Here is a 20515-nt window from a genome sequence, read left to right on the forward strand (position 1 = left end):
TAAAAAAGCGTCCGGCAAACACCGGACGCTTTTTCATTCACCAGACCGCGCGCAACGCGCGCGGCCCACCCGGCTTACGCCGAGAAGTTCTTCAGCAGTGCATCGCGATACGCTTCGATGTCGGCGATGGGACGGCGGGCGACGCCGGATTCCATGGCGGCCAGCGCGACGGCCGAGGCGATCTCGCTGATCAGGCGGGGATCGAACGGCGTCGGGATGAAGTAGTCGGGACCGAAGGTCAGGGTCTTGCCCGGGTAGGCCTTGGCGACCTGCTCGGGGATTTCCTTCTGGGCCAGACCGGCCAGCGCGTTCACGCACGCCAGCTTCATTTCGTCGGAGATGCGCATGGCATCGACGTCGAGGGCGCCGCGGAACAGGAACGGGAAGCACAGCACGTTGTTGACCTGGTTCGGATAGTCCGAACGGCCCGTGGCGATCAGCACGTCGGAGCGCACGGCCTTGGCCAGTTCCGGCAGGATTTCCGGTTCGGGGTTGGCCAGTGCCAGGATCAGCGGACGCAGGCCCATGGACTTGACCATGTCTTGCGTCAGCAGCTTGCCGGCCGAGCAACCGAGGAACACGTCGGCGTCCTGGCAGGCATCGGCGAGCGAACGCGCGGTGCTGGACGTGGCGTAGCGCGCCTTGTTGAATTCCATCGACGAATCGCGGCCTTCGAACACGACGCCCTTCGAGTCGACGAGCAGCACGTTTTCTTTTTCAGGCCCAGGCGGACCAGCAGGTCCAGGCAGGCGATGGCCGCGGCGCCGGCGCCGGAGCAGACCAGGCGCACGCTGTCGAGCGTCTTGTCAGCCAGCTTCAGGCCGTTGACGATGGCCGCGGACGTCACGATCGCGGTGCCGTGCTGGTCGTCGTGGAACACCGGGATCGACATGCGTTCGCTGAGCTTGCGTTCGATGTAGAAGCACTCGGGCGCCTTGATGTCTTCAAGGTTGATGCCGCCAAAGGTCGGTTCCATCATGGCGATGGCATCGATCAGCTTGTCGGGATCGGTTTCGGCCAGTTCGATATCGAACACGTTGATGCCGGCGAACTTCTGGAACAGGCAGGCCTTGCCTTCCATGACGGGCTTGGCCGCGTAGGGGCCGATGTTGCCGAGACCCAGCACGGCGGTGCCGTTCGAGATCACGCCCACCAGGTTCGAGCGCGAGGTGTACAGGCGCGCGGTCTGTTGGTCGTTGGCGATGGCTTCACACGCCGCGGCAACGCCGGGCGAGTACGCCAGCGACAGGTCTTCCTGGTTCGCAAGCGGCTTGGTCGGGACCACGGCGATTTTGCCGGGGATGGGGAACTGGTGGTAGGCGAGGGCCTTGTCCGAGAGCGTGGAGTCCATTGCTTATCTGTAAATCGCCGAAGGGCACAAGGAAAGCATTGTATGCCTTCACGTGCCGGCGCGTGCCGCAAACCATGTTGCAGCGCGGCACAACGGCCCGGTTCCCCGGGTCGGTGCACGCGCTATCCCATATGCCGATAAAAACCACGACAAAGCCTGCGCAAATTCCAAGATCCGCACTGCTTCGGTGCCCGCCGCGTTGCGCGGGGACATCGTCAAGGCGCGCTCATACCCCCTTATGGATGAGCCAGTCGGACACGCGCCCGGCAATCGCAAGGCTGTTGCGATCCATCATCAGCATGTGGGAGTTGCCGTGCATGCCGATGTCCGGAAGCGACAGGATGTCCACCGCGGCATGGGCGTTGGCGAAGGTGCGGATCCGGTCGGCCATGCGTGGCCATCGCGCATCGGTGTCGATGTGATCACCCAGTACGACCAGCGTTGGCACGTCATAGGCGCGGGTGGCGGTGTCCAGCATCGGGATGCTGGCCGGTTCGAGCGCGATCACAGCGCGAACGAGGTCGGGACGGGCATGCGCCGCGCGCAGGGCAAAGACCCCTGCCTGCGAATGACAGACGATGACTGCGGGGCCGGTGCGTTCCAGCAGGGCCAGGTAGCCCGCAAGTACGGCGGCGTCGGTGGTGGTCCAGCGCGGCACCATCTGCCGTGCCAATGCGTCGAAGGCGGCTACCGGGAATTGCGTGTCGGGAAAGGGGCAAAGCGCGCCGGTGGCCGGATCCCGGGTGCCGATGCGAAAGCGCGTAAAGATGTCCGCGGGGGTCTGGATCACGGGCGCTTCCGGCCAGACGTGCGGCACCGGTGCAAATCCCGAGCGGCCGCGTTCCACCGCGTCGCAAAGATAAACGTCGCGGCCGCGACGCAGGAATTCGTGCAGCCAGCCCGGCCGGCCATCCGGCGTCGTTTCCCAGGTCGCGCCCGTCATGCCGCCACCATGCCAGAGCAGGAGGGGAAGGCGCCCCGCGTCCGGGTCGGCCAGGAAGTACTGGGCGTACATCTGTTCGACCACATAGCGGCCGTTGGGATCGATGCGCACCGGTTGCCCCCCTTCCGCCATCAGGTGTTCGCGAACGGGCAGGCCGGACAGCTCGACGTCGCGCCCGCCGACGTGGAAGGCGCCCATGCCGCGCAGACGCAAGGGAACAGTGGCGTGCTCCGTCATTCGACGCGAATGCCGTTGGTCTGGATGATCGTCTTCCACTTCTTGTCCTCACCTGCGATGAACGCGCCCAAGGCCTCGGGCGTGCCGGGGCCGACGTCCACGCCCAGCTGTTGCATGCGTTCGCTGACGGCCGGGGTGCGCAGGGCGGCCACGAAAGCCTCGTTCAACGTCTGGACCACTGCCTTGGGGGTGCCGGCCGGCGCCATGACCCCGAACCACGGCGTGATCAGGAAATCAGGGACGCCCGCTTCGGCAAAGGTCGGCACATCGGGGATGGAGGGCGACCGCCGTTCGCTGGCGACCGCCAGTGCGCGCAACTTGCCTGACCGGATGCTGGCGAGCGATGCCGGCAGGTTGTCGAAATACATGTCGACCTGGCCTCCGAGCAGGTCGGCCGCCACTTGCCCGGCGCCCTTGTATGGAATGTGGGTCAGCTGCACGCCCGCCTTGGTGTTGAGCAGTTCGGTGGCAAGATGCGCCGAAGTACCGATGCCGGACGAGGCCGAATTGAGTTTGCCCGGATGCGTCTTGGCATAGGCCAGCAGGTCCTTGAGCGTCTTTGCCGGCACCGATGGGTTGACGACCAGGACGCTGGGCACCGTCCCGACCATGACGACGGGCGCAAAGTCCTTCACGATGTCGTAGGGTGCGGGCTTGTACAGCGATGGCGCGACGGCGCAGCCGAACGCGCACATCAGCAAGGTGTAGCCGGTCGGCTCGGCGCGGGCGACTGCCTGCGCGCCGATGTTGCCACTTGCGCCGACGCGGTTTTCCACCACCAGGGTCTGACCAAAACGCTTTGACAGGTGTTCACTGAGCACGCGCGCCAGGATGTCTGGCGTGCCGCCCGCGGGATAGGGGACCACCAGGGTGACGGGCCGGTCCGGGAAAGACGCGGCATGGGCTGGCGCAGCCAGGACGGACACCGTGGCAGTGAACGCGGCAACGGTCATCGCGACCCCGCGCAGTAGAGGGGAACGCAGTAAAGGGCAACGCAGCATGGCGGACATCATCAGTCTCCAGAATTTCCTGGCTCGTCGCAGTGCGGCCGGGTCCGGCGGACTATACCGAGCACGCATCCCCGCGCCCAATGCCGGGATGGCAATGCGTCCATAGCAAATTTGGTATAGATTCCTTCAACCATGATCCGCGCACATACCCCTGGCGATACGTCGAGGCTGCCGCAACTGCGGCGTATCGACATGAATCTGCTGTTGACCTTCGATGCGTTGATGAAGACACGCAGCGCGACGGCAACGGCGGCGCAACTGCACAAGACGCAGCCCGCCATCAGCCGTGAGCTGGCGCGGCTGCGGCAGGTGCTTGACGACCCCCTTCTGGTGGTGACCAAGGGGCGGCTGGTGCCCACCGAGCGGGCGCTTGAACTGCACGCAACCGTGCGCGACTCGCTGATTCGCATCGAAACCGCGCTGGCGCCGCCCGAGGCGTTCGAACCCGCGCGGGCCGCCGGCGTCGTGAACATCGGCACCGGCGCGCATACCGAATTGCTGCTGGCGGCTCCCTTGCTGGAGCGCCTGAGGCGCGCCGCGCCGAATCTGGTGGTGCGCTTCCAGTCCGTGCACGGAAATGTGGAACCCGACGATCTGGACAGCGAAAGGATGGACATCGCGATAGGTCTGTTCGCGAATGTGCCGCCTCGGTTCCACAGTGTGTCGTTGTTCCGGGACAAGCGCGTCTGTGTCGTCGCGTCCCGGCATCCCATGGCGCATCGCAAGCGGCTGAGCCTTGACGATCTAAGCCGCTTCCAGTGGTTCGCCTTCGCGCGGATGTATGGCCGGGAGACCAACTTCGACCGGCTGTTGAAGCCGTCGCATCGCGTCGCGTTTTCGGCCTATCTGTCAGGATTCGGGATCACGCCTTATGTGCTGCTCGACACCGATTACGCGACCACGATGCCCAGCCGCGTCGCGCGCGTGCATGGCCGGCATTTTCCGTTGACGACGATCGACCTGCCGGCGCCCCTGCGCGACATCGAATGCTTCATGACCTGGTCCAAGCGACAGCACACGTCGCCGTTGAACCGTTGGATACGCGAGCAGATTGTCGACATCGTCAACCAGGAACCGGAATGAGCCCGGGCCGGTAGCCTTACCGCTGAGTCACGCCGTCACCCTGCGCGCGCCTTGTCCGTCAGCCATCCCGCCGCGGGGCCGCCGCACAGATCGATCAGTTCGGGCGATTCCAGGTCTTCGTTGAACCACGCCGAAATCGACGCGCGGCGCTCGCCGACATAGACGGGCGTGTCCTGCTCCAGACGCATGCTCAGGTCATGGCCAGGGATCAGGAGCGTGCCGGGCACCTTGCGCCACACGGCCCAGATGCGGTCCAGGCTGCTGACGCTGGCGGCGTGATCGTCGCTGTCATGCACCGCCATCGACAGCAGCTCGGCGCGGTTCTTGGCGGCGTCGCCGGTGAACAGCACGGGCAGGTCCGACGCGGTCAGGTAGAACAGCAGATGGCCGGGCGTGTGGCCGGGGGCGGCGATCGCGGTCAGTCCGGGCAGGATCGTGTCGCCATCGCGAAGCCGGGTCACGCGTGGGGAGGTCGACAGTTCCTTCACGTACAGCTCGGGCAGCGGATTGAAGCCGGGCGGCTGGTCGGCGGCCCACGCCAGTTCGTCGGCGCCGATCCAGACGGTGGCGTTCGGGAACAGCGTGAAGTTGACGGCGTGATCGTAGTGCGCGTGGGTCAGCACCACGTCGGTAACCTCGCCAGGCGCGACGCCACAGGCATTCAGCTGGCGCAGCAAGGGCTTGCGCACGCCAAAGGCGCCCACATCGATAAGCGCCGTGCGGCCGCCGCCGCGCAGCAGGGCTACGGTGCTCCAGCCCAGCCCGCCGTGACACACTGCGCGGCCAGGGTAGCCCTGGATCAGAACGTCGAGTTGCATGGATGTCTCCTCCGTCAATCCGGGCGTTCGAGCGCCCTGTGATGACCTGTTCACAAGGCGCCTGGCAGCGCCTTCTGGCAGTCCAGCTGCAAGGTCAGCTTACTTCGCTGCCGCACCCTTGGCCGCGTCTTCGCTTGCTTTGGCCAGGATCTTTCCGGCCAGCGCAAAACCGGTGTTGGCCGCGGGCACGCCGCAATACACGGCCGCTTGCACCAGCGCTTCTTCGATGGCCTGCGCTTCGACCCCTGCGCGCAGGGCGGCGCCCACGTGCAGTTCGAATTCTTCCCAGCGGCCCAGCGCCACCATCATCGACAGGACCATCATGCGGCGTTCGACATCCTGGAAGCGGCTGGACGTCCACAGTTCGCCCCACGCATAGCGGGTGATGAAGGCCTGGAAGCGTTTGTTGAACGGCGTGACGGACGCCACGCGCTGTTCCACGTACTCGCGGCCCAGCACCTGCTTGCGGCGGTCCAGGCCGTAGGCGTAGCGGTCGGCTTCGGTTTCCACCGGCGGCTCGACCAGGAATTCGATGACGGCATCGCAGAACTGCACGGGCGTTTCGGTGGCGGCGATGTGCGCGGCGGGCAAGGCGACGACGGCGGCGCCGTCGATGGCGGCGGCGATCTGTTGGCCCACCGCGGGCGGCGTCGACAGGTCGCGTTCACCGGTCAGCACCAGGGTCGGGACCTTGATGGCGGACAGGGACGACGTCAGGTCCAGGTCACGGATGGCCGCGCAGCAGCCGGCATAGCCCGGCGCCGACATGGACAGGAAGGTGTTGCGCACGCGCTGGAATTCGATGCCGTTGCGGGCGACGAATTCCGGAGTGAAAAAGCGCGCCATGGCCATGTCGGCAATGCTGTCCATGCCTTTTTCGAGCACGGTGGCGATGCGGGTGCGCCAGATGGCGGGGTCGAACTTGGGCGCGGTGTTGGCCAGGATCAGCCGGCGCAGGCGCGCGGGGCGATTGGCCGCGTACCACATGCCGACCATGCCGCCGAGCGAGACGCCGCAGTAGTCGAAGCGGTCGAGCCCGGCCGCGATCGCGACGGCATCCAGGTCCGCGCCCAATTGCGCAATGGTGTATTCGCCAGCCGGTGCGTCGGACGCGCCATGGCCTCGCGCGTCGTATCGCACCACATAGAAATGGCGCATGAGGCGCGGCATGACCGGGTCCCATGCGGCGAAGTCGGTACCGATGGAATTGCCGAGGATGAGCGGCGGCAGGCTGCGGTCGCCGTCGGCGCGCCAATAGATGCGGGCATCGCCGCTGAGTGCATGAGGCATGGGATCTCCTGGTGTTATGGGTGGGCAAGTCGCCACTGGCGCAGCACGGCATCGCACATGGGCTGGCAGGCGGCGATCTGCGCGGCGGGGCTGGCAAGGCGGTCGAGGGTGGCGTCGTCAAGGACGGCCGTCACGTCGGGCATGGCTTTGAGCAGGTCGGCGACCGGCGTGCGCTGCTGGATGGCCTGTTCGCACACCTGTTCGACGATGCGCGCGGCGGCGGCAGGGCCAAGCTTGCCGGACAAGGTCAGCGAAATGCCTTCGGAATAGACGACACCGTACAGACGGTCGATGTTGGCCTGCATGGCTTCGGCATCGATGCGCAGGCCTTCGCCGATATCGACCGCGGCCGACAGGCTGCTGCCGGCCAGGTCGAACAGGTCGGCCAGCACGGGCAGGGCATTGGGCCAGCTGCCCAGTCCCCGTTCATGTTCGGATGCCAATTCGCCGGTCAGGATCGCCGCGACCATGGGTGCGCGATTGGCGGCGTCGAGCAGGTACATGCTTGATACCGGATTGCGTTTGTGCGGCATGGCGGACGATCCGCCGCGGCCTTCGCCGGTGGGCTCGAAGGCTTCGGCCACCTCGAATTGCATCAGCAAGGACACGTCGCGGCCGATCTTGCCGAGCGCGCCACACAGAATGGCCAGCTCGCTGCCCAGTCGGGCGATGCGATCGCGGGCGCCGTGCCACGACATGGCAGGCGTGCGCAGTCCCAGTCGGCCGGCCAGCGCCTGCGTGACCGCCCCGGCGGCATCGCCATGCATAGCCAGGGTGCCGTTGGCGCCGCCAAATTGCAGCGTGCACGCTTCATCGCCCGCCGCCTTGAGGGCTGCCGCGCAGCGCGTGACGGCGTCCAGCCACCCGGCGACTTTCCAGCCGAACGTGACCGGCGCGGCCGGCTGCAGCAAGGTGCGGCCCAGCACGGGCGTGGTCCGGTACCGATCCACCTGGACGGCCAGCGCATTGCCCAGCCGGCCAAGGTCGCGTTCCAGCACGTCCATCGACGCCCGCGCCTGGCACAGCAACGCGGTATCGCTGATGTCCTGGCTGGTGGAGCCGAAGTGCACGTACGCCACGGCGGCGGGGTCCACTTTCTGGACCGCCGCCTTGAGCGCTTTCATCAAGGGGATGGCAAGGGTGCCGGCGTTGCGGGCTTCGGTCGCAAGCTGAAAGGGATCGATACGGAAGGTGGCGCAGGTACGGGCGATAGCGTCAGCGGCGCTGGCGGGGATGACTCCGCATTCGGCCTGGGACGCGGCAAGCGCCGATTCAAACCGGATCATGGCATCGATCACGGCGGCATCGGTCCAGAGGGAACGCAGGGCCGGTGTCGAGAAGAAGGAGTTCAGGGCATCCACGGTGTAGACCACTCGCAATTCGGGTACGGGGTGAGGCAAGCCACGCAGGGGAGGAATCGTGTGGACGATAGCACGCGTCCCGGACGTGGCCAGGAGGAGAAAGAGGCGGTAAGGAGTTGTCCTGGGATGAGGGCCCACCGTGCGGAAAAGCGCCTGCAATACGGCTGGCGCAACATAGGCGAAGGTTGAGGCGCTTACTGCGGCGCAACATGGGAAAAGGTTGAGCATGCTCAACCATGCCTCGTCTACCCGAGTGAATCCGACTCGCTAATCTTTGTCCTGCATTCGCTCTGTGGGACGCGCCGTGGGTGCATGGTAGTTTGGAGGTGTCGCAAATCGTAAGCGTGAGAAAGGGGTAGCCGGAAGGCGGGCTCATCAGTAAATGGATGCGGTGCGGAGTGATTTCGACCCTTCGTTTTGGGTTGAAAAGTCAGGTCCGCGTCAGTCTGACTGCTTGTAGGCGCATTTCTGACTGCAACAGGAGAAATTAATTTGTTACGGCGTGGGGCTGAATACCATCGGATTGGAAGGTCCAATCCGGTTTTACGCGCCGACAATGACGTGTTCATGCGAATTAATGCATCCCTTTTTCCATGCATTTGCATGTTTTCCCTAGAAAAATTAGGCGGCGAAAACCGGTCTCAGTCTTTTGATTGAGGTCTGATGATGGGCCTGATGGCGTAGGTAAGCATTACGTCTGAGATGCATTGATTTAGAGGATTTCGCAAACTAGTATCTACTCGTCGATCCTCTTCAGGCTAATCACAACGACGGTTGAGTCAACCGCGAGCGGCCAGATGCCCCCTATACGAATCGGACTGATGAGGTGGGGCTTCATGAAAAAAATCAACACCTTCCCTACTCACAATTAATCTCGCCTCGAGGGCAAAATGGCAAAAGTCTTGCTGGTAGAAAGTCAACCACTGTTGATGCACGGTCTGTGTCAGATCCTGACACGCGCCAACAGCGCGACCGAAGTGGTCGTCGTGAACATGGCCCGTGCCGAACAGGATGCTGCAGCGCATCAAAACGCCGATCTGGTTATCCTGAGCGTACTGCCCGACGTGGCCGCCACCGATGCCCTGCTGGAACGAGTGCGTACGCTGCTTGACCCCCAGAAGATGCTGCTGTTGTCGGATGACGAGTCCTTCAAATTGTCGGCGCTTCGTTCATCGCAAAAGATCTACGGCTGCGTTCGCAAGACCGAATCCCTGGAAGTGCTTGAAGCCGCGATCCGCCTGGTCATGGTCGGCGGTTACTGCTTCCCTGGCGAAACCGCCGCGCCCGCGCCGTTCAACGCCATGCAGCCTTTCCAGCTGGGCCACCCGACCCGTCAGCCGAGCGCCGATGGCCGCGCCGCCGTGGCCGGTGCCGAGCTGTTGAACATCACGCCGCGTCAATATCAGGTGCTGGTGCTGCTGGCCCGTGGTTATCCGATCAAGACGGTCAGCCGCATGCTGAACATTTCGGTCGCCACCGCCAAGACGCATGCCTGCACGCTGTATCAGCGCCTGAACGTGAAGAACAAGAGCGAAGCCGTCTACGCAGCCCTGCAGCGCGGCGCCACGCTCGATTGGCAACCCGACCGCGCGTCCGCCGATCTGAGCCCGGAGCCGCCTGTAAATTTTAAGCGTGCCGACGACCTCGGGTGGCGCTCGCCATCTAGCTTTTCCAGTGTGGAGCTTCCCGGGACGGCGGGTGGCTTGGACATCCGTCGTCCGTTGGCCGCAAACTCTTGAGACTCACAGACCCGGGACTGCAACCGGATGCCCCGACCACAGGCATCCCCCATAAAAGTCCCGGCGTCCGTCAACCGTTGGTCATCCACATGCAGGAGATACACCGCCCCTACACGCTAGCTATGATCGGTCTCACTAACGCGATCATGGCCTCATGGTATCGGGAAGTTTGAACGATAGGTCGCGCAACGGTGTAGCAGCCCTCGGCTGTGCAGCCGCCGTCTAGCCCCATACCTGGATTTCCAGAATGAATGTTTTGCTGATCGAAGACCAGCCTGTTTTCCAGGCGGCCGTGCGCCGTGTCCTGGAAACCATCCAGGGCGTCAATAACGTCTCATTGATGACGCCCGACAATGTTGCGGAGCAGGCCAGCTCTGGAACCGTCGAACTGCTGGTGTTCGGATGCACCTCGCGCAGCGATACCGATCTTCGGCTGCTGTCCGATGCCGTGCGCAAGTTCATGCCATACCGCAGTCTCGTGTTCTATGACACGCCGGACCCCAGTTTCATCTACGGCGCCGTGCTGTCCGGCGTCTCGGGATATGTGCCCAAGTCGGCCACGCCCATGGCCGTGTGGGCCGCCATCAACCTGGTGCTTGCCGGGGGCTACTGTTATCCGCCGATGGCGGGTGGCATGGCGCCTGCGATGTCCAGCGTAGGCGCGCTCAATCCGGCCTCGGGTCCGATAGCGCTGCGCGCCGGGCCGCGTTCCGAACTGACCAAGCGACAGTACGAGCTGCTGCGGCTGCTGGCATCTGGCGTGAACATGCGCATCATTGGCGAGCGCATGGGTATCTCCGTGGCCACCGTCAAGAGCCATGCCCGCAGCCTGTATTGGAAGCTGAGCGCAAGCAACCAGACCGAAGCGGTATTCAACGCCATCCAGCGCGGCCTGTTGTAAAGGCTGAGTGGTGCGACGGCAAGACTAGAGACGCGGCTTAGGCCGCGTTTGTGTTATGGGCAGGCCCACAGCGCCTGGCCAGCGGCATGCGTAGGCACGATGATGCCGCAGCCGTGCACGAACGACCGGTGCTTGCACGAACGACCGGTGCTTGCACGACTGGATCACATGCTTGTAAAAAAGCCCGGCCCCGAGATCATCCCGGGGCCGGGCTTTTTATCGTCCGCCAGCGCGTTGGCACGCGCCTGGCAGGGCCGTTCAAGGCTTGGACTGGTGCTGGGGCGCGCGGGCGTCGGGCAAGGTCTGCAAGAGGGCTTCTTCGAAGCGGCGGAAGATCGTTTCCGCGTCGAGCCAGTTGCGGGCGTAGGTGCGGCCGGCGGCGCCAAGCACCGTGCGGCGAACCGGATCCCGCGCCAGCTTCAGAAGGGCATCGGCCATCGCCGCGGCGTCTTCAGGCGGCGTGAGCACGCCGCAGTTCGCGACCACGTTGGCCAGTTCCGTCCCTTCGGGCGACGCGCAGATCAGCGGCTTGCCGCTGGCCAGGATGCCCGTGAGCTTGGAGGGCATGACCAGGTCGGCTGCGTCCTTGCGTTGCGGCAGCAGATGGATGTCGGCCGCGCCCAGGAGTTCGGACAGGCGTTCGATCGGCTGCAGCGGCAGGAAGTGCACGTTGGGCAGGTCGCGGCACGCAGCCTGCAGCACGGGTTTCGTCGGGCCTTCGCCGCAGAACACGAACCGGATATCGGGTTGCGCGGCCAGCAGGCGCGCCACTTCGCCCAGGATTTCGAGGCCCTGTTTGCCGCCCATGTTGCCCGAGTACAGCGCGACCACGGCATGCTCGGGAATGCCGAGTTCGGCGCGGATCACGCTGGGCCGATCCAGGGGTTTGACGGCATCCAGATCGACGCCGTTGGGGAAGAGCACCACCCGGTCCGGCTCGACGCCCTTGGCCAGCAGACGCTCGCGCATCTTGGACGAGATGGTCGACACCCGCGTAAAGCGGCGCATCAGGAAACGTTCGACACCCAGCACGGCCTTGCGCAGCGTCTTGCCCGACAGCATGCCGAGATCGAACGCCGCATCGACTTCGAAGTCCTGCACGTGCAGCCAGCTGCGGCTGCCGACCACGGCGGCGCCAAGCAGCGTGGCCGGGGCGCAGAACAGCGGCGGTTCCACGACCAGCACCGCATCGGGCCGGTGGGCAAGCCGCCACCACGCCACGGGCAGGCTGGTCGCCGCAAAGCTGGCCAGGTGCAGGATGCGCTTGAGGCCCGACGGCCGCTTCGGCACCCACAAGGGCACGCGGTACACCGTCACGCCCTTCCAGATTTCCTTGCGGTAACGCCCGGCCTTGTAGCCGTCATGCACTTGCCATTCGGGGTAGTAGGGCGGCGCCGTGACGACGCTGACCTCGTGGCCGCGCGACGCGAGCCAGGCCGCGAGTTCACCGGTGTACTTGCCGATGCCGGTAAGCTCGGGCGAAAAATTGATGCCGTAAAGCAGGATCTTCATGGGGCCGAGACCGTGCGTTGCCGCACGACCTTGCAAGGATTTCCGTGATTGACGGTGCCGCCCGGAACGTCCTTGAACACCGAGCTGCGCGCGCCGACGATGGCGCCGTCACCAATGCTGACGCCCGGGCCGACGAATACGTCGGTGGCGACCCAGGCCTGCTTGCCGACACGGATCGCGCGGGCACGGATGGGGAAATCGACTTGGGCCGAATCATGGTCGCCCGCGCACAGATAGCTGCGCTGCGAGACCACCGCGTGATCGCCGATGGTGATCTCGCCCAGGTTGTACAGCACCACGTCATCCCCCACCCATGCATAGTCCCCGATCGTCAGGTTCCAGGGGTAGGTGATGGTCGCGCTTGGACGGATCACGACGTTCTTGCCGATCTTCGCGCCGAAGCAACGAAGCAGGAAACGCCGGAAGCCGTAGGCGATCTGCGGCGACCCGCGAAACAGCGACGCCTGCGTCAACCACCACAACTGCACGGTCAACCCACCCCGCCGGCGAAAGCCCGCCGGCATGGTGAACAGGTCCAGTCGCTGGAAGTCGCTCATGTCGCCGATTCCTTCGTGGCGGGCCGGGCGGTGACCACGCCGGGGCGGACCAGCTTGGTCTGCTTGCGCGCGGCCAGTTCGTCCATCTTCAGGCCGATCTGCCAGTAGTAGGTGGCGCGGGCCATGGCGTAGTGGAAGCCGGCGGCGCCATCCAGGAAACCGAACTTCAGGATGTAGCTGTGCAGGAAGCTGATCAGCGGCTTGAAGGGCAGGTTGTCCAGCACCTTCTTCATCATCGAACGCAGGCCCAGGTTGGCCTCGCGCGGATCGTTCATCAGGCCCTTGCTGCGCAGCTGCGCTTCCCAGTCCGAATAGCGGTTGTGCTTGTCGAAATAGTGATAGAGCGAATCATGGTCGTCGTGCAGCATGCGGTGCTTGAGCGCGAAGGTGCGGCCCTTGATCGCAGGCTGGTAATGGCCTTCGACTTCCCACATGTTGGCGGCGTCCAGGTCGTCATAGTCCAGGAATTCGGACGACGCCTGATGCACCAGCACCAGCTTGTAGACACGATGGCCGTAGGCCAGCTTCTTGCCGGCGAATACATAGTCGAAGCCCACGAATGCGCCGCCGTAGCCTTGCGAGAACTTGGGCAGGCAGGCGCGGATCTCGGCCGCCAGCTCGGGCGACATTTCTTCGTCGGCGTCGACATACAGCAGAATCGGATAGGTGCAGGGCAGCTCTTTCAGGCACCACTGCTTCTTTTTCGGATAGCGGCCGTTCCAGTCGAACTGGACGACTTTGGCGCCATACGATTCGGCGATCGCGCAGGTGTTGTCGGTACTGCGGGAGTCGACGACAAAGACCTCGGCGAAGTCGGTCAGGCCGGCCAGGCACTTCGCGATATTGGACTCTTCGTTCTTGGTCATCACGATGACCGAAACGGGGATGCGTTCCATCTCAAACTCCACGGGGTTGTTGCTTGCGATCGGCGATCAACGTGCGGAACAGGTCGACCACGCGTTGCGCGTGTTGATTCAGGGAAAAGTCGTTGGCACGTAAAGGGCCCAACGATCGGAGGCGTTTTGCGGGTTCGCGTTCGTACAGCAGCTTGCGGACCGCTTCGGCAATGGCCTCGGCGTTGCTGACCGGAACCAGCACGCCGAACTCGCCGTCGCTCAGGATCTCGGCAGGGCCGGACGGACAGTTGGTGGCCAGCACCGGCACGCCCAGGCTCAAGGCCTCGACCAGCACGATGCCGAAGCTTTCATGCACCGACGTCAGCAAAAAGATGTCGGCGGCGGCCACCGCGGGAAACGGATTGTCGAGATGGCCCAGGAACTTCACGCGCGACCGCGACGGACGCGCTTCATTGAGCGCGCGCAGTTCTTCTTCCAGCGGGCCTTCGCCGATCACCAGGAACTGCACGTCCGGATCGTCCAGGATCTGGGCGGCGGCCATCAGGGTCTTGTAGTCTTTCGACGGCGCCAGGCGGCCCACCGACACCACGCTGAACTTCGCGTCGCCGGTTTGCGGGGGCGGGGCTTCCTGGCTTTGCCGGCTGACCTCTTCGACCGGCAGACCGTTGTAGATGTGGCTGCATTTGCCTTGCAGGTCGGGCACCAGCGTGACCAGGTCGTCCACCACGCCGCGCGACACGCCGATCACCACGTCATGCCGTGGATACAGCGTGCGCAGCAGGAAGGTCTTGAGTCCCTTCATCGAGGTGGTCGAGTAGTGGCTGGACGGCGCGTTGTGCTCGAAGGCCACCGTACGGAACCGCCGGCGCGACATCGTGCGCATGACCGCGACCGCCGCGTTGCACAGCAGGCCATGCGAGCAGACGATTTCAGGCTTGGTGCGCTGGATGGTGCGCCAGAGCCGGAACAGCGCGATGGGCAGCATGGCGGCGAACTTCAGCTTCGATTCGCCCACATGCATGCCGCGTTCGACTTCCGGATTGTTGACTTCGTACTCGTGGTCGAGCCCGCGCAGCAGGAACAGCGACGTGCCGAACCCGTGGTGCGGCACTTCGTCGACGATGAAGCTGACGCATCGTCCGACGCCGCCGCGGTGCAGGTCCGGTGCTACAAACAGCACGTCAGCCATGGTGGGGCACGCCTTCTGGAGTGTAGTAATGGACCGGTTGAGGCGTGGTTTCCCGATGGGCATTGCGGATCAGCGACAGACAGTAGGTGAGCAGCACGCCGACGAACGCCGTCTTGGGTGCATATGCCAGGCCGCCCGACAGCGGGTCCACGATCAGGTAGATCGGCACGGTCGCCAGGATGTAGCGGCGATGCAGTTCCAGCTGCGCGTCGCGGTAGCTCGGCAGCATGGACATCAGCAGCACGAACACGGCGGGCAGGAACACCAGCACGGTGCCGACGATGCCGAACTTCATCAGGTAGAACATCCAGGAGTTGTGCGCGAAGGTGCTCAGCTCGAAGCCGTTTTCCCCCATCACCCAGCTCTTGAAACCCGCGCCCTGGCCGAGGATCGGCGCCTGCTGGTACAGCTGCACCTGGCCTTCCAGTTCCTGGATCCGCGCGCCGTAGCTCGAATCGCTTTCCAGGTCATTGACCGAGATGATCCGGTCGATCAGCACGTCGGCATAGCCGATGGCATAGAACAGGGCGAGCACGCCGATCAGGGCCGGCACGAAGTACACGATGGACTTGCGCATGGCGCCGACGCGCCCGCCCAGCAGTGCGGCGATACCGATGGCCACCCCCAGCTGCAGGTACTGGCTGCGGTTGAGGGAGAACACCAGCGCGGCCAGCATGAACAGCGTCATCATGTAGGCAGTGCGTTTCTTGATGCCGAGCTGTTCCTGGAAGTACAGGACCGACACGATCGAGAACGGGATCACCCACACGCCGATCCGCAGGTTGCGCACGGGATTCGACGCGCTGAACACGAACAGCTGTTCGACGGCGATCCAGGCCGCGACCGCCATGCCGGACCAGATGAAGAAGCGCTGCAGCGTCATGTAGTTGTCGTGCGACTGCAGGTCCTTGTAGCAAAGGAACGGTATCGACAGGAAGTAGATCAGCACGCGGAAGTCCCGCACCGCATCGCCGGTTTCGATCGTGTTGGTGTGACGGAACTGCATCATCACGACAAACAGCAGGGCGATCAGTTGCAGGGCGAGCAGAAAGCCGATGCGGGCGCTGGGAAGGGCATACGCGGTAGGTTCCGCCAGCCGGGCGAACTTCACGGCCACGATGGCCAGGAAGATCGCGTCCCACGGGCTGAGGTTGAACGAGCCGATCTTCAGGAACAGGGCGTCGTTGTTCATCACCAGGGCGGTGAACATGAACCACCCCAGCAACGGCAGCGTGGAGAACTGGCGGTAGTTGGTCATTTGGGCTCTCGCTGCCAATCATCGACACCGACCAGCTTGGTCAGAAACTTCTCGGTCAGGTAGCGCGTATCGCCCTGGCGGGCGTGCGCCAGCATTTTCTGGGCGACCACGCGCAGGTCATCGACCCGCGTGCCGGAACGCCCTTCTTCCTTGTTGAGACCCGCAACGATCTGCTCGCGCTCCGAACGATGGATGTGATCCATCGTGGTCGTCTTGGTCTCGGCATGCACGGTATAGACACCGTAGGCTTCGGGCACGACGACGTTGCTGCCGGCGCGCAGCAGGCGGCTCCACAGTTCCAGGTCCATGCAGTACTGCTTCTTCTCGTCGATGAAGCCGTACTTTTCCATCAGGTCCCGGCGCCAGATGGCGGCCTGGTTCGGGATGGACGCTTTCACCACGGCCAGCGACTTGCGCGTCATGGGCGTGTAGCGCACTTCGCGGTAGATCTGGTTTTCGTGGTTGGCCACATACAGGTTGCCGCTGACGATCGGCGCGCCGGTACGCATGGCCGCTTCGGCCAGGGCCATCAGCGCGCCGGGGTAGAACAGGTCGTCGGAGTTCTGCCAGCCGACGTAATCGCCCGTGGCGCGGCGAAAGCCCTTGTTCAGCGCGTCGGACTGGCCGCGGTCCTTTTCGCTGACCCAGTAGGCCAGGCGGTCTTCATATTTGCGGATGATGTCGACGCTGCCGTCCGTCGAACCGCCGTCGATGACGATCAGTTCAAGGTACGGATAGTTCTGGTTCAGGATAGACAGCAGCGTGCGTTCCAGGAACTTGGCCTGGTTGTACGACGGCGTGATGATGCTGATCTTGGGCAGCAGGGACGGGAAGGCCGGACGCGCGACGGGCTCGTGCAGACGGCTGACGAAGGCGCGCAGGGTCCGGGTCGTCTCATCGTGTCTGTGGGCAATGTAGGCTTCAAGCATAGCGACTCATCCAGCGGTTGCAGGCCGGGACGCAACAATGCTCCCGTGCAGGTATCGAAGAACCAGCCACACTCCACCGAGCGTGACTGCCGAATAAAGAATGCGGGCCCAGGCCGCGGCGCTTTCGCCGAGCGGACCCACCAGCAGCCAGAGCGCAAGCAGCGACACCAGGCCCGCGCCACCGTTGAGCAGCGCGACAGCCTTGCTGTTGCCCAGCCCCAGCAGCGAAAAATGCGATGCCACGTTCAGCGACAGCATTCCCGAGGCGATCACCAGCAGCTGGAACAGCGGCAGGTGGGCCTCGGCCATATCCGCGCTCAGCATCAGGCGCAGGATCAGGTGGCTGAACACCATCACGCCGGCGGTCATGACCGCCGACAGCATCAGGTTGGTGACCAGCAGCTTGCGGATGGTCTGCGCCGCGGCCCGCATGTCGCCCTTGGCGGCCGTGGTCATGCGGCTCACCATCGGCATGGCCTTCTGGAACAGCGCCACCGTCACGGTGTGGATGATCTGGCCCACTTGCGCGCCAACGGTATAGATCGCCAGGATGGTCGGGCCCAGGAAGGCACCCACCAGCACCCGGTCGACGGAACCGTAGGCCAACGCACTCAGGCTGTTGAACCAGGACCATCCTCCGAACCGGAACGCGCTGGACATTTCCTTGCGATCCGACTTCGGCCACACGATCTGCCGGCCACTGGCGCGGGCGAACAGATTCATCTTCAACATCGCGGTCGCAAGCAGACCCAGCGCCTGCGCCGTACTGGCCCAGGCCGCCGAATGGGTCAACGCCGCGGTCGCGCAGGCGGCGGCAAGCGTGGCGGTCTTGCCCAGGGTCTCGCAGATCGCCGTCGTCTGGAAATCTTCGCGGCCTTTCAGGCACCCGGTGAACAGTTGATCCAGCTGCTGGCACAGGTACATGGCCAGCGCGGGAACGGCCAGCGTCGACACCTTGATTCCGCCGAACGTGAGCGAATCGCCCAGGGCCAGCGTGATGCCAATGCCGATCACTGCAACCACCGTCACGAAGGCCAGCGCGATCGCGATCAGCGCCGCACTGATGGCGGCGCCCCGATAGGCGCCGTCTTCTTCATGACGTTTTTCCGAAACGAGCTTGGTGGCCGTCACGGCCGCGCCGATATTCGCGGCGTTGCCGAAGCCGGCCAGCGCCATGACCATGGCGTACTGGCCGAAGCCCACCGAACCGAGCTGCCGGAACAGCAATGGGGTCGAGACGACGGCAAGCAGCGGGCCGATGCCGTATTCGAGAAGACCCCATATCGAGGCGTTGTTCCTGAAACGCGCGGTCGCGCGTTGCCACCTGCCGCCAGATGGCGGCAGTCCGGCTTGCTCTGGTCGCATCGTCAGGCCGCTTCGGTTTCTGGAGAGGTCGACCGCGACAGGAAGTGCTGGTAGGTCATGGCAATGCCTTCCCGCAATTCCACTTCGGGACGCCATCCCAGGCCGTTCATGCGATGGGAATCCATCAGCTTGCGCGGCGTGCCGTCCGGCTTGGACGGGTCATAGATGAGCCGGCCGTTGAAGCCCACGACTTCGGCGACGAGGGCGGCCAGATCGCTGATCGCGATGTCCGAGCCCGAACCGATGTTGTACAGACCATCCGCGGATTCGTGGTTCATCAGCTTGACGCATGCGCGTGCCAGGTCGTCCACATACAGGAACTCGCGGCGCGGCGTGCCCGAACCCCAGATCGGCACGACGCGGTCGTGACGGATCTTGGCCTCGTGCAGACGGCGGATCAGCGCCGGCAGCACGTGGCTGTTCTGGAGGTCGTAATTGTCATTCTGACCGTACAGGTTGGTCGGCATGGCGCTGAAGAACTTGACGCCATGCTGCTTCGCGTACGACTCGCACATCTTGATGCCGGCGATTTTCGCGACGGCATACGCTTCGTTGGTGGGCTCCAGCGGCCCGGTCAGCAGGGCCTCCTCGCGGATGGGCTGGGGCGCCATCTTCGGATAGACGCACGACGAACCAAGGAACAACAGCCGGTCCACTTCCGCCAGGTAGGCGGAGTGGATCAGGTTGCTCTGGATCATCAGGTTCTGATACAGGAAGTCGGCAGGATAGGTGTTGTTCGCGTGAATGCCGCCGACTTTCGCCGCCGCCACGTACACCTCGTCGAACTTCTGTTCGGCGAAGAACGAACGCACCTGTTCCTGGTTGGTCAGGTCCAGCTGCGACCGGCTGCGCGTGACGACGTGCTCGTAGCCCTGCTTGTGCAGTTCACGCACGATCGCCGAACCGACCATACCCCGATGGCCGGCGACAAAGACGCGTTTGCTTGTCGAGGTCATGGCGGTTTATTCCTTGTAGGCGAACGTTTCGTAGCCGTGCTCTTCGACCAGGGCGTCGCGCTTGGCATCGCTCAGATCCGATGCCACCATTTCGGCCACGAGTTCCTGGAACGTCGTGCGCGGTTCCCAGCCCAGCTTGGCCTTGGCCTTGGACGGGTCGCCCAGCAGCGTTTCGACTTCGGTCGGGCGGAAGTAGCGCGGGTCGACGCGAACGATGACCGAGCCGGGCTGCAGCTTGCTGTGCACGGGGCTCAGCTCGACAACCGCTTCTTCCGTGACGCCTTCACCGCGCCAGCGCAGCATGATGCCCAGTTCGCGAGCGGCGGCGTTGATGAAGTCGCGCACGCTGTATTGCTGGCCGGTGGCGATGACGAAGTCTTCGGCCTTGTCCTGTTGCAGCATCAGCCATTGCATTTCGACGTAGTCGCGGGCATGGCCCCAGTCACGCAGCGCAGACAGGTTGCCCATGTACAGGCAATCTTCCAGACCCAGGGCGATACGCGCCAGGCCGCGGGTGATCTTGCGGGTCACGAACGTTTCGCCGCGACGGGGCGATTCGTGGTTGAACAGGATGCCGTTGCACGCGTACATGCCATAGGCTTCGCGGTAGTTCACGCAGATCCAGTAGGCGTACATCTTGGCCGCGGCGTACGGGCTGCGCGGGTAGAAAGGCGTGGTTTCGCGCTGGGGAATTTCCTGCACCAGACCATACAGTTCCGACGTCGAAGCCTGGTAGAAACGGGTCTTGTCGGCCAGGCCCAGAATGCGCATGGCTTCGAGCACACGCAGCGTGCCGAGTGCATCGGTGTTGGCGGTGTATTCGGGTTGTTCGAACGACACGCCCACATGGCTCTGTGCGGCCAGGTTGTAGATTTCGTCGGGTTGAACGGCCTGGATGACGCGCGTCAGGCTGCTCGAATCGGTCAGGTCACCGTGGTGCAGGACAAAGTTGCGCGGCTCGGCGGTAGGGTCCTGGTACAGGTGGTCGACGCGGGCCGTGTTGAACATCGAGGCACGCCGTTTGATACCGTGGACTTCGTATCCCTTTGCCAAAAGCAGTTCGGCAAGGTAGGCGCCGTCCTGGCCAGTAATTCCGGTAATCAAAGCCTTCTTCGGCATGGTGCGATCCTTCGAGCAAGTCGTGTTGGTGTGGTAGGCG

16 protein-coding genes and 2 pseudogenes are annotated in these 20515 nt (G+C 64.1%); 3 read left to right on the top strand and 15 right to left on the bottom strand.

Going from position 1 to position 20515, the window contains the following annotated elements; all coding sequences use genetic code 11:
* Window positions 1–95: 95 nt before the first annotated feature.
* From ACNANG_RS12420 to ACNANG_RS12430, 3 genes and pseudogenes are all read right to left on the bottom strand, one after another.
* Window positions 96–1351: pseudogene (locus ACNANG_RS12420) on the bottom strand (malic enzyme-like NAD(P)-binding protein); the annotation flags it as partial.
* A 226-nt stretch (window positions 1352–1577) separates the two neighbouring features.
* The gene (locus ACNANG_RS12425) at window positions 1578–2531 is read right to left on the bottom strand and encodes a hypothetical protein (RefSeq protein WP_420227427.1); all 954 of its coding nucleotides are present in this window, start codon (window positions 2529–2531) and stop codon (window positions 1578–1580) included.
* Entirely contained in the window at window positions 2528–3484 is a 957-nt protein-coding gene (locus ACNANG_RS12430; protein WP_420227428.1) for a Bug family tripartite tricarboxylate transporter substrate binding protein, read from the bottom strand. The genes ACNANG_RS12425 and ACNANG_RS12430 overlap by 4 nt, the downstream gene beginning before the upstream one ends.
* 189 nt (window positions 3485–3673) lie before the next feature.
* Between ACNANG_RS12430 and ACNANG_RS12435 the strand changes: the two genes are divergently transcribed.
* Complete coding sequence (locus ACNANG_RS12435) at window positions 3674–4624, top strand: LysR substrate-binding domain-containing protein (RefSeq protein ID WP_420227429.1); 951 nt, start codon at window positions 3674–3676, stop codon at window positions 4622–4624.
* A 35-nt stretch (window positions 4625–4659) separates the two neighbouring features.
* On the opposite strand, the gene ACNANG_RS12440 is transcribed toward ACNANG_RS12435, so the two are convergent.
* The 3 genes from ACNANG_RS12440 to pcaB all read right to left on the bottom strand — a co-directional run bounded on the left by ACNANG_RS12440 (window position 4660) and on the right by pcaB (window position 8132).
* Entirely contained in the window at window positions 4660–5442 is a 783-nt protein-coding gene (locus tag ACNANG_RS12440; RefSeq protein WP_420227430.1) for an MBL fold metallo-hydrolase, read from the bottom strand.
* A 99-nt stretch (window positions 5443–5541) separates the two neighbouring features.
* Entirely contained in the window at window positions 5542–6732 is a 1191-nt protein-coding gene (gene pcaD, locus ACNANG_RS12445) for a 3-oxoadipate enol-lactonase (protein ID WP_420227431.1), read from the bottom strand.
* Between the two features lie 14 nt (window positions 6733–6746).
* Window positions 6747–8132 carry a 3-carboxy-cis,cis-muconate cycloisomerase gene (gene pcaB, locus ACNANG_RS12450; protein ID WP_420223204.1) on the bottom strand — a complete coding sequence of 462 codons (1386 nt, stop codon included), beginning with the start codon at window positions 8130–8132 and terminating at the stop codon, window positions 6747–6749.
* A gap of 851 nt (window positions 8133–8983) precedes the next feature.
* Here pcaB and ACNANG_RS12455 point away from each other — a divergent pair.
* Both ACNANG_RS12455 and ACNANG_RS12460 read left to right on the top strand, forming a co-directional pair.
* Window positions 8984–9670: pseudogene (locus ACNANG_RS12455) on the top strand (DNA-binding response regulator); the annotation flags it as partial.
* Between the two features lie 409 nt (window positions 9671–10079).
* Window positions 10080–10733 (top strand): DNA-binding response regulator, encoded by a 654-nt coding sequence (locus tag ACNANG_RS12460; RefSeq protein ID WP_420223205.1) that lies wholly within the window; start codon window positions 10080–10082, stop codon window positions 10731–10733.
* A gap of 258 nt (window positions 10734–10991) precedes the next feature.
* Here ACNANG_RS12460 and ACNANG_RS12465 read toward each other — a convergent pair whose 3' ends face one another.
* The 9 genes from ACNANG_RS12465 to gmd are packed head-to-tail and all read right to left on the bottom strand — an operon-like array spanning window position 10992 to window position 20475.
* Window positions 10992–12245 carry a glycosyltransferase WbuB gene (locus tag ACNANG_RS12465; RefSeq protein ID WP_420223206.1) on the bottom strand — a complete coding sequence of 418 codons (1254 nt, stop codon included), beginning with the start codon at window positions 12243–12245 and terminating at the stop codon, window positions 10992–10994.
* Complete coding sequence (locus ACNANG_RS12470; RefSeq protein WP_420223207.1) at window positions 12242–12802, bottom strand: putative colanic acid biosynthesis acetyltransferase; 561 nt, start codon at window positions 12800–12802, stop codon at window positions 12242–12244. The genes ACNANG_RS12465 and ACNANG_RS12470 overlap by 4 nt, the downstream gene beginning before the upstream one ends.
* On the bottom strand, window positions 12799–13698 hold the full coding sequence (locus tag ACNANG_RS12475) for a glycosyltransferase family 2 protein (protein ID WP_420223208.1): 900 nt from the start codon (window positions 13696–13698) through the stop codon (window positions 12799–12801). The genes ACNANG_RS12470 and ACNANG_RS12475 overlap by 4 nt, the downstream gene beginning before the upstream one ends.
* 1 nt (window position 13699) lies before the next feature.
* On the bottom strand, window positions 13700–14848 hold the full coding sequence (locus ACNANG_RS12480; protein WP_420223209.1) for a glycosyltransferase: 1149 nt from the start codon (window positions 14846–14848) through the stop codon (window positions 13700–13702).
* Window positions 14841–16106: an O-antigen ligase family protein gene (locus tag ACNANG_RS12485; protein WP_420223210.1), complete on the bottom strand. Its 1266-nt coding sequence runs from the start codon at window positions 16104–16106 to the stop codon at window positions 14841–14843. Before ACNANG_RS12485 ends, ACNANG_RS12480 begins: the two co-directional genes overlap by 8 nt.
* A complete protein-coding gene (locus tag ACNANG_RS12490; protein ID WP_420223211.1) occupies window positions 16103–17035 on the bottom strand; it encodes a glycosyltransferase family 2 protein in 933 nt (310 codons plus the stop codon). Before ACNANG_RS12490 ends, ACNANG_RS12485 begins: the two co-directional genes overlap by 4 nt.
* Window positions 17036–17041: 6 nt before the next feature.
* A complete protein-coding gene (locus tag ACNANG_RS12495) occupies window positions 17042–18400 on the bottom strand; it encodes a lipopolysaccharide biosynthesis protein (RefSeq protein ID WP_420223212.1) in 1359 nt (452 codons plus the stop codon).
* Window positions 18401–18402: 2 nt separating this feature from the next.
* Entirely contained in the window at window positions 18403–19356 is a 954-nt protein-coding gene (gene fcl / locus ACNANG_RS12500) for a GDP-L-fucose synthase (RefSeq protein WP_420223213.1), read from the bottom strand.
* 6 nt (window positions 19357–19362) lie between these two features.
* Window positions 19363–20475 carry a GDP-mannose 4,6-dehydratase gene (gene gmd / locus ACNANG_RS12505; protein WP_420223214.1) on the bottom strand — a complete coding sequence of 371 codons (1113 nt, stop codon included), beginning with the start codon at window positions 20473–20475 and terminating at the stop codon, window positions 19363–19365.
* Window positions 20476–20515 lie beyond the last annotated feature (40 nt).

Source organism: Pigmentiphaga litoralis, from assembly GCF_048632615.1.
Classification (GTDB): Bacteria; Pseudomonadota; Gammaproteobacteria; order Burkholderiales; family Burkholderiaceae_B; genus Pigmentiphaga; species Pigmentiphaga litoralis_B.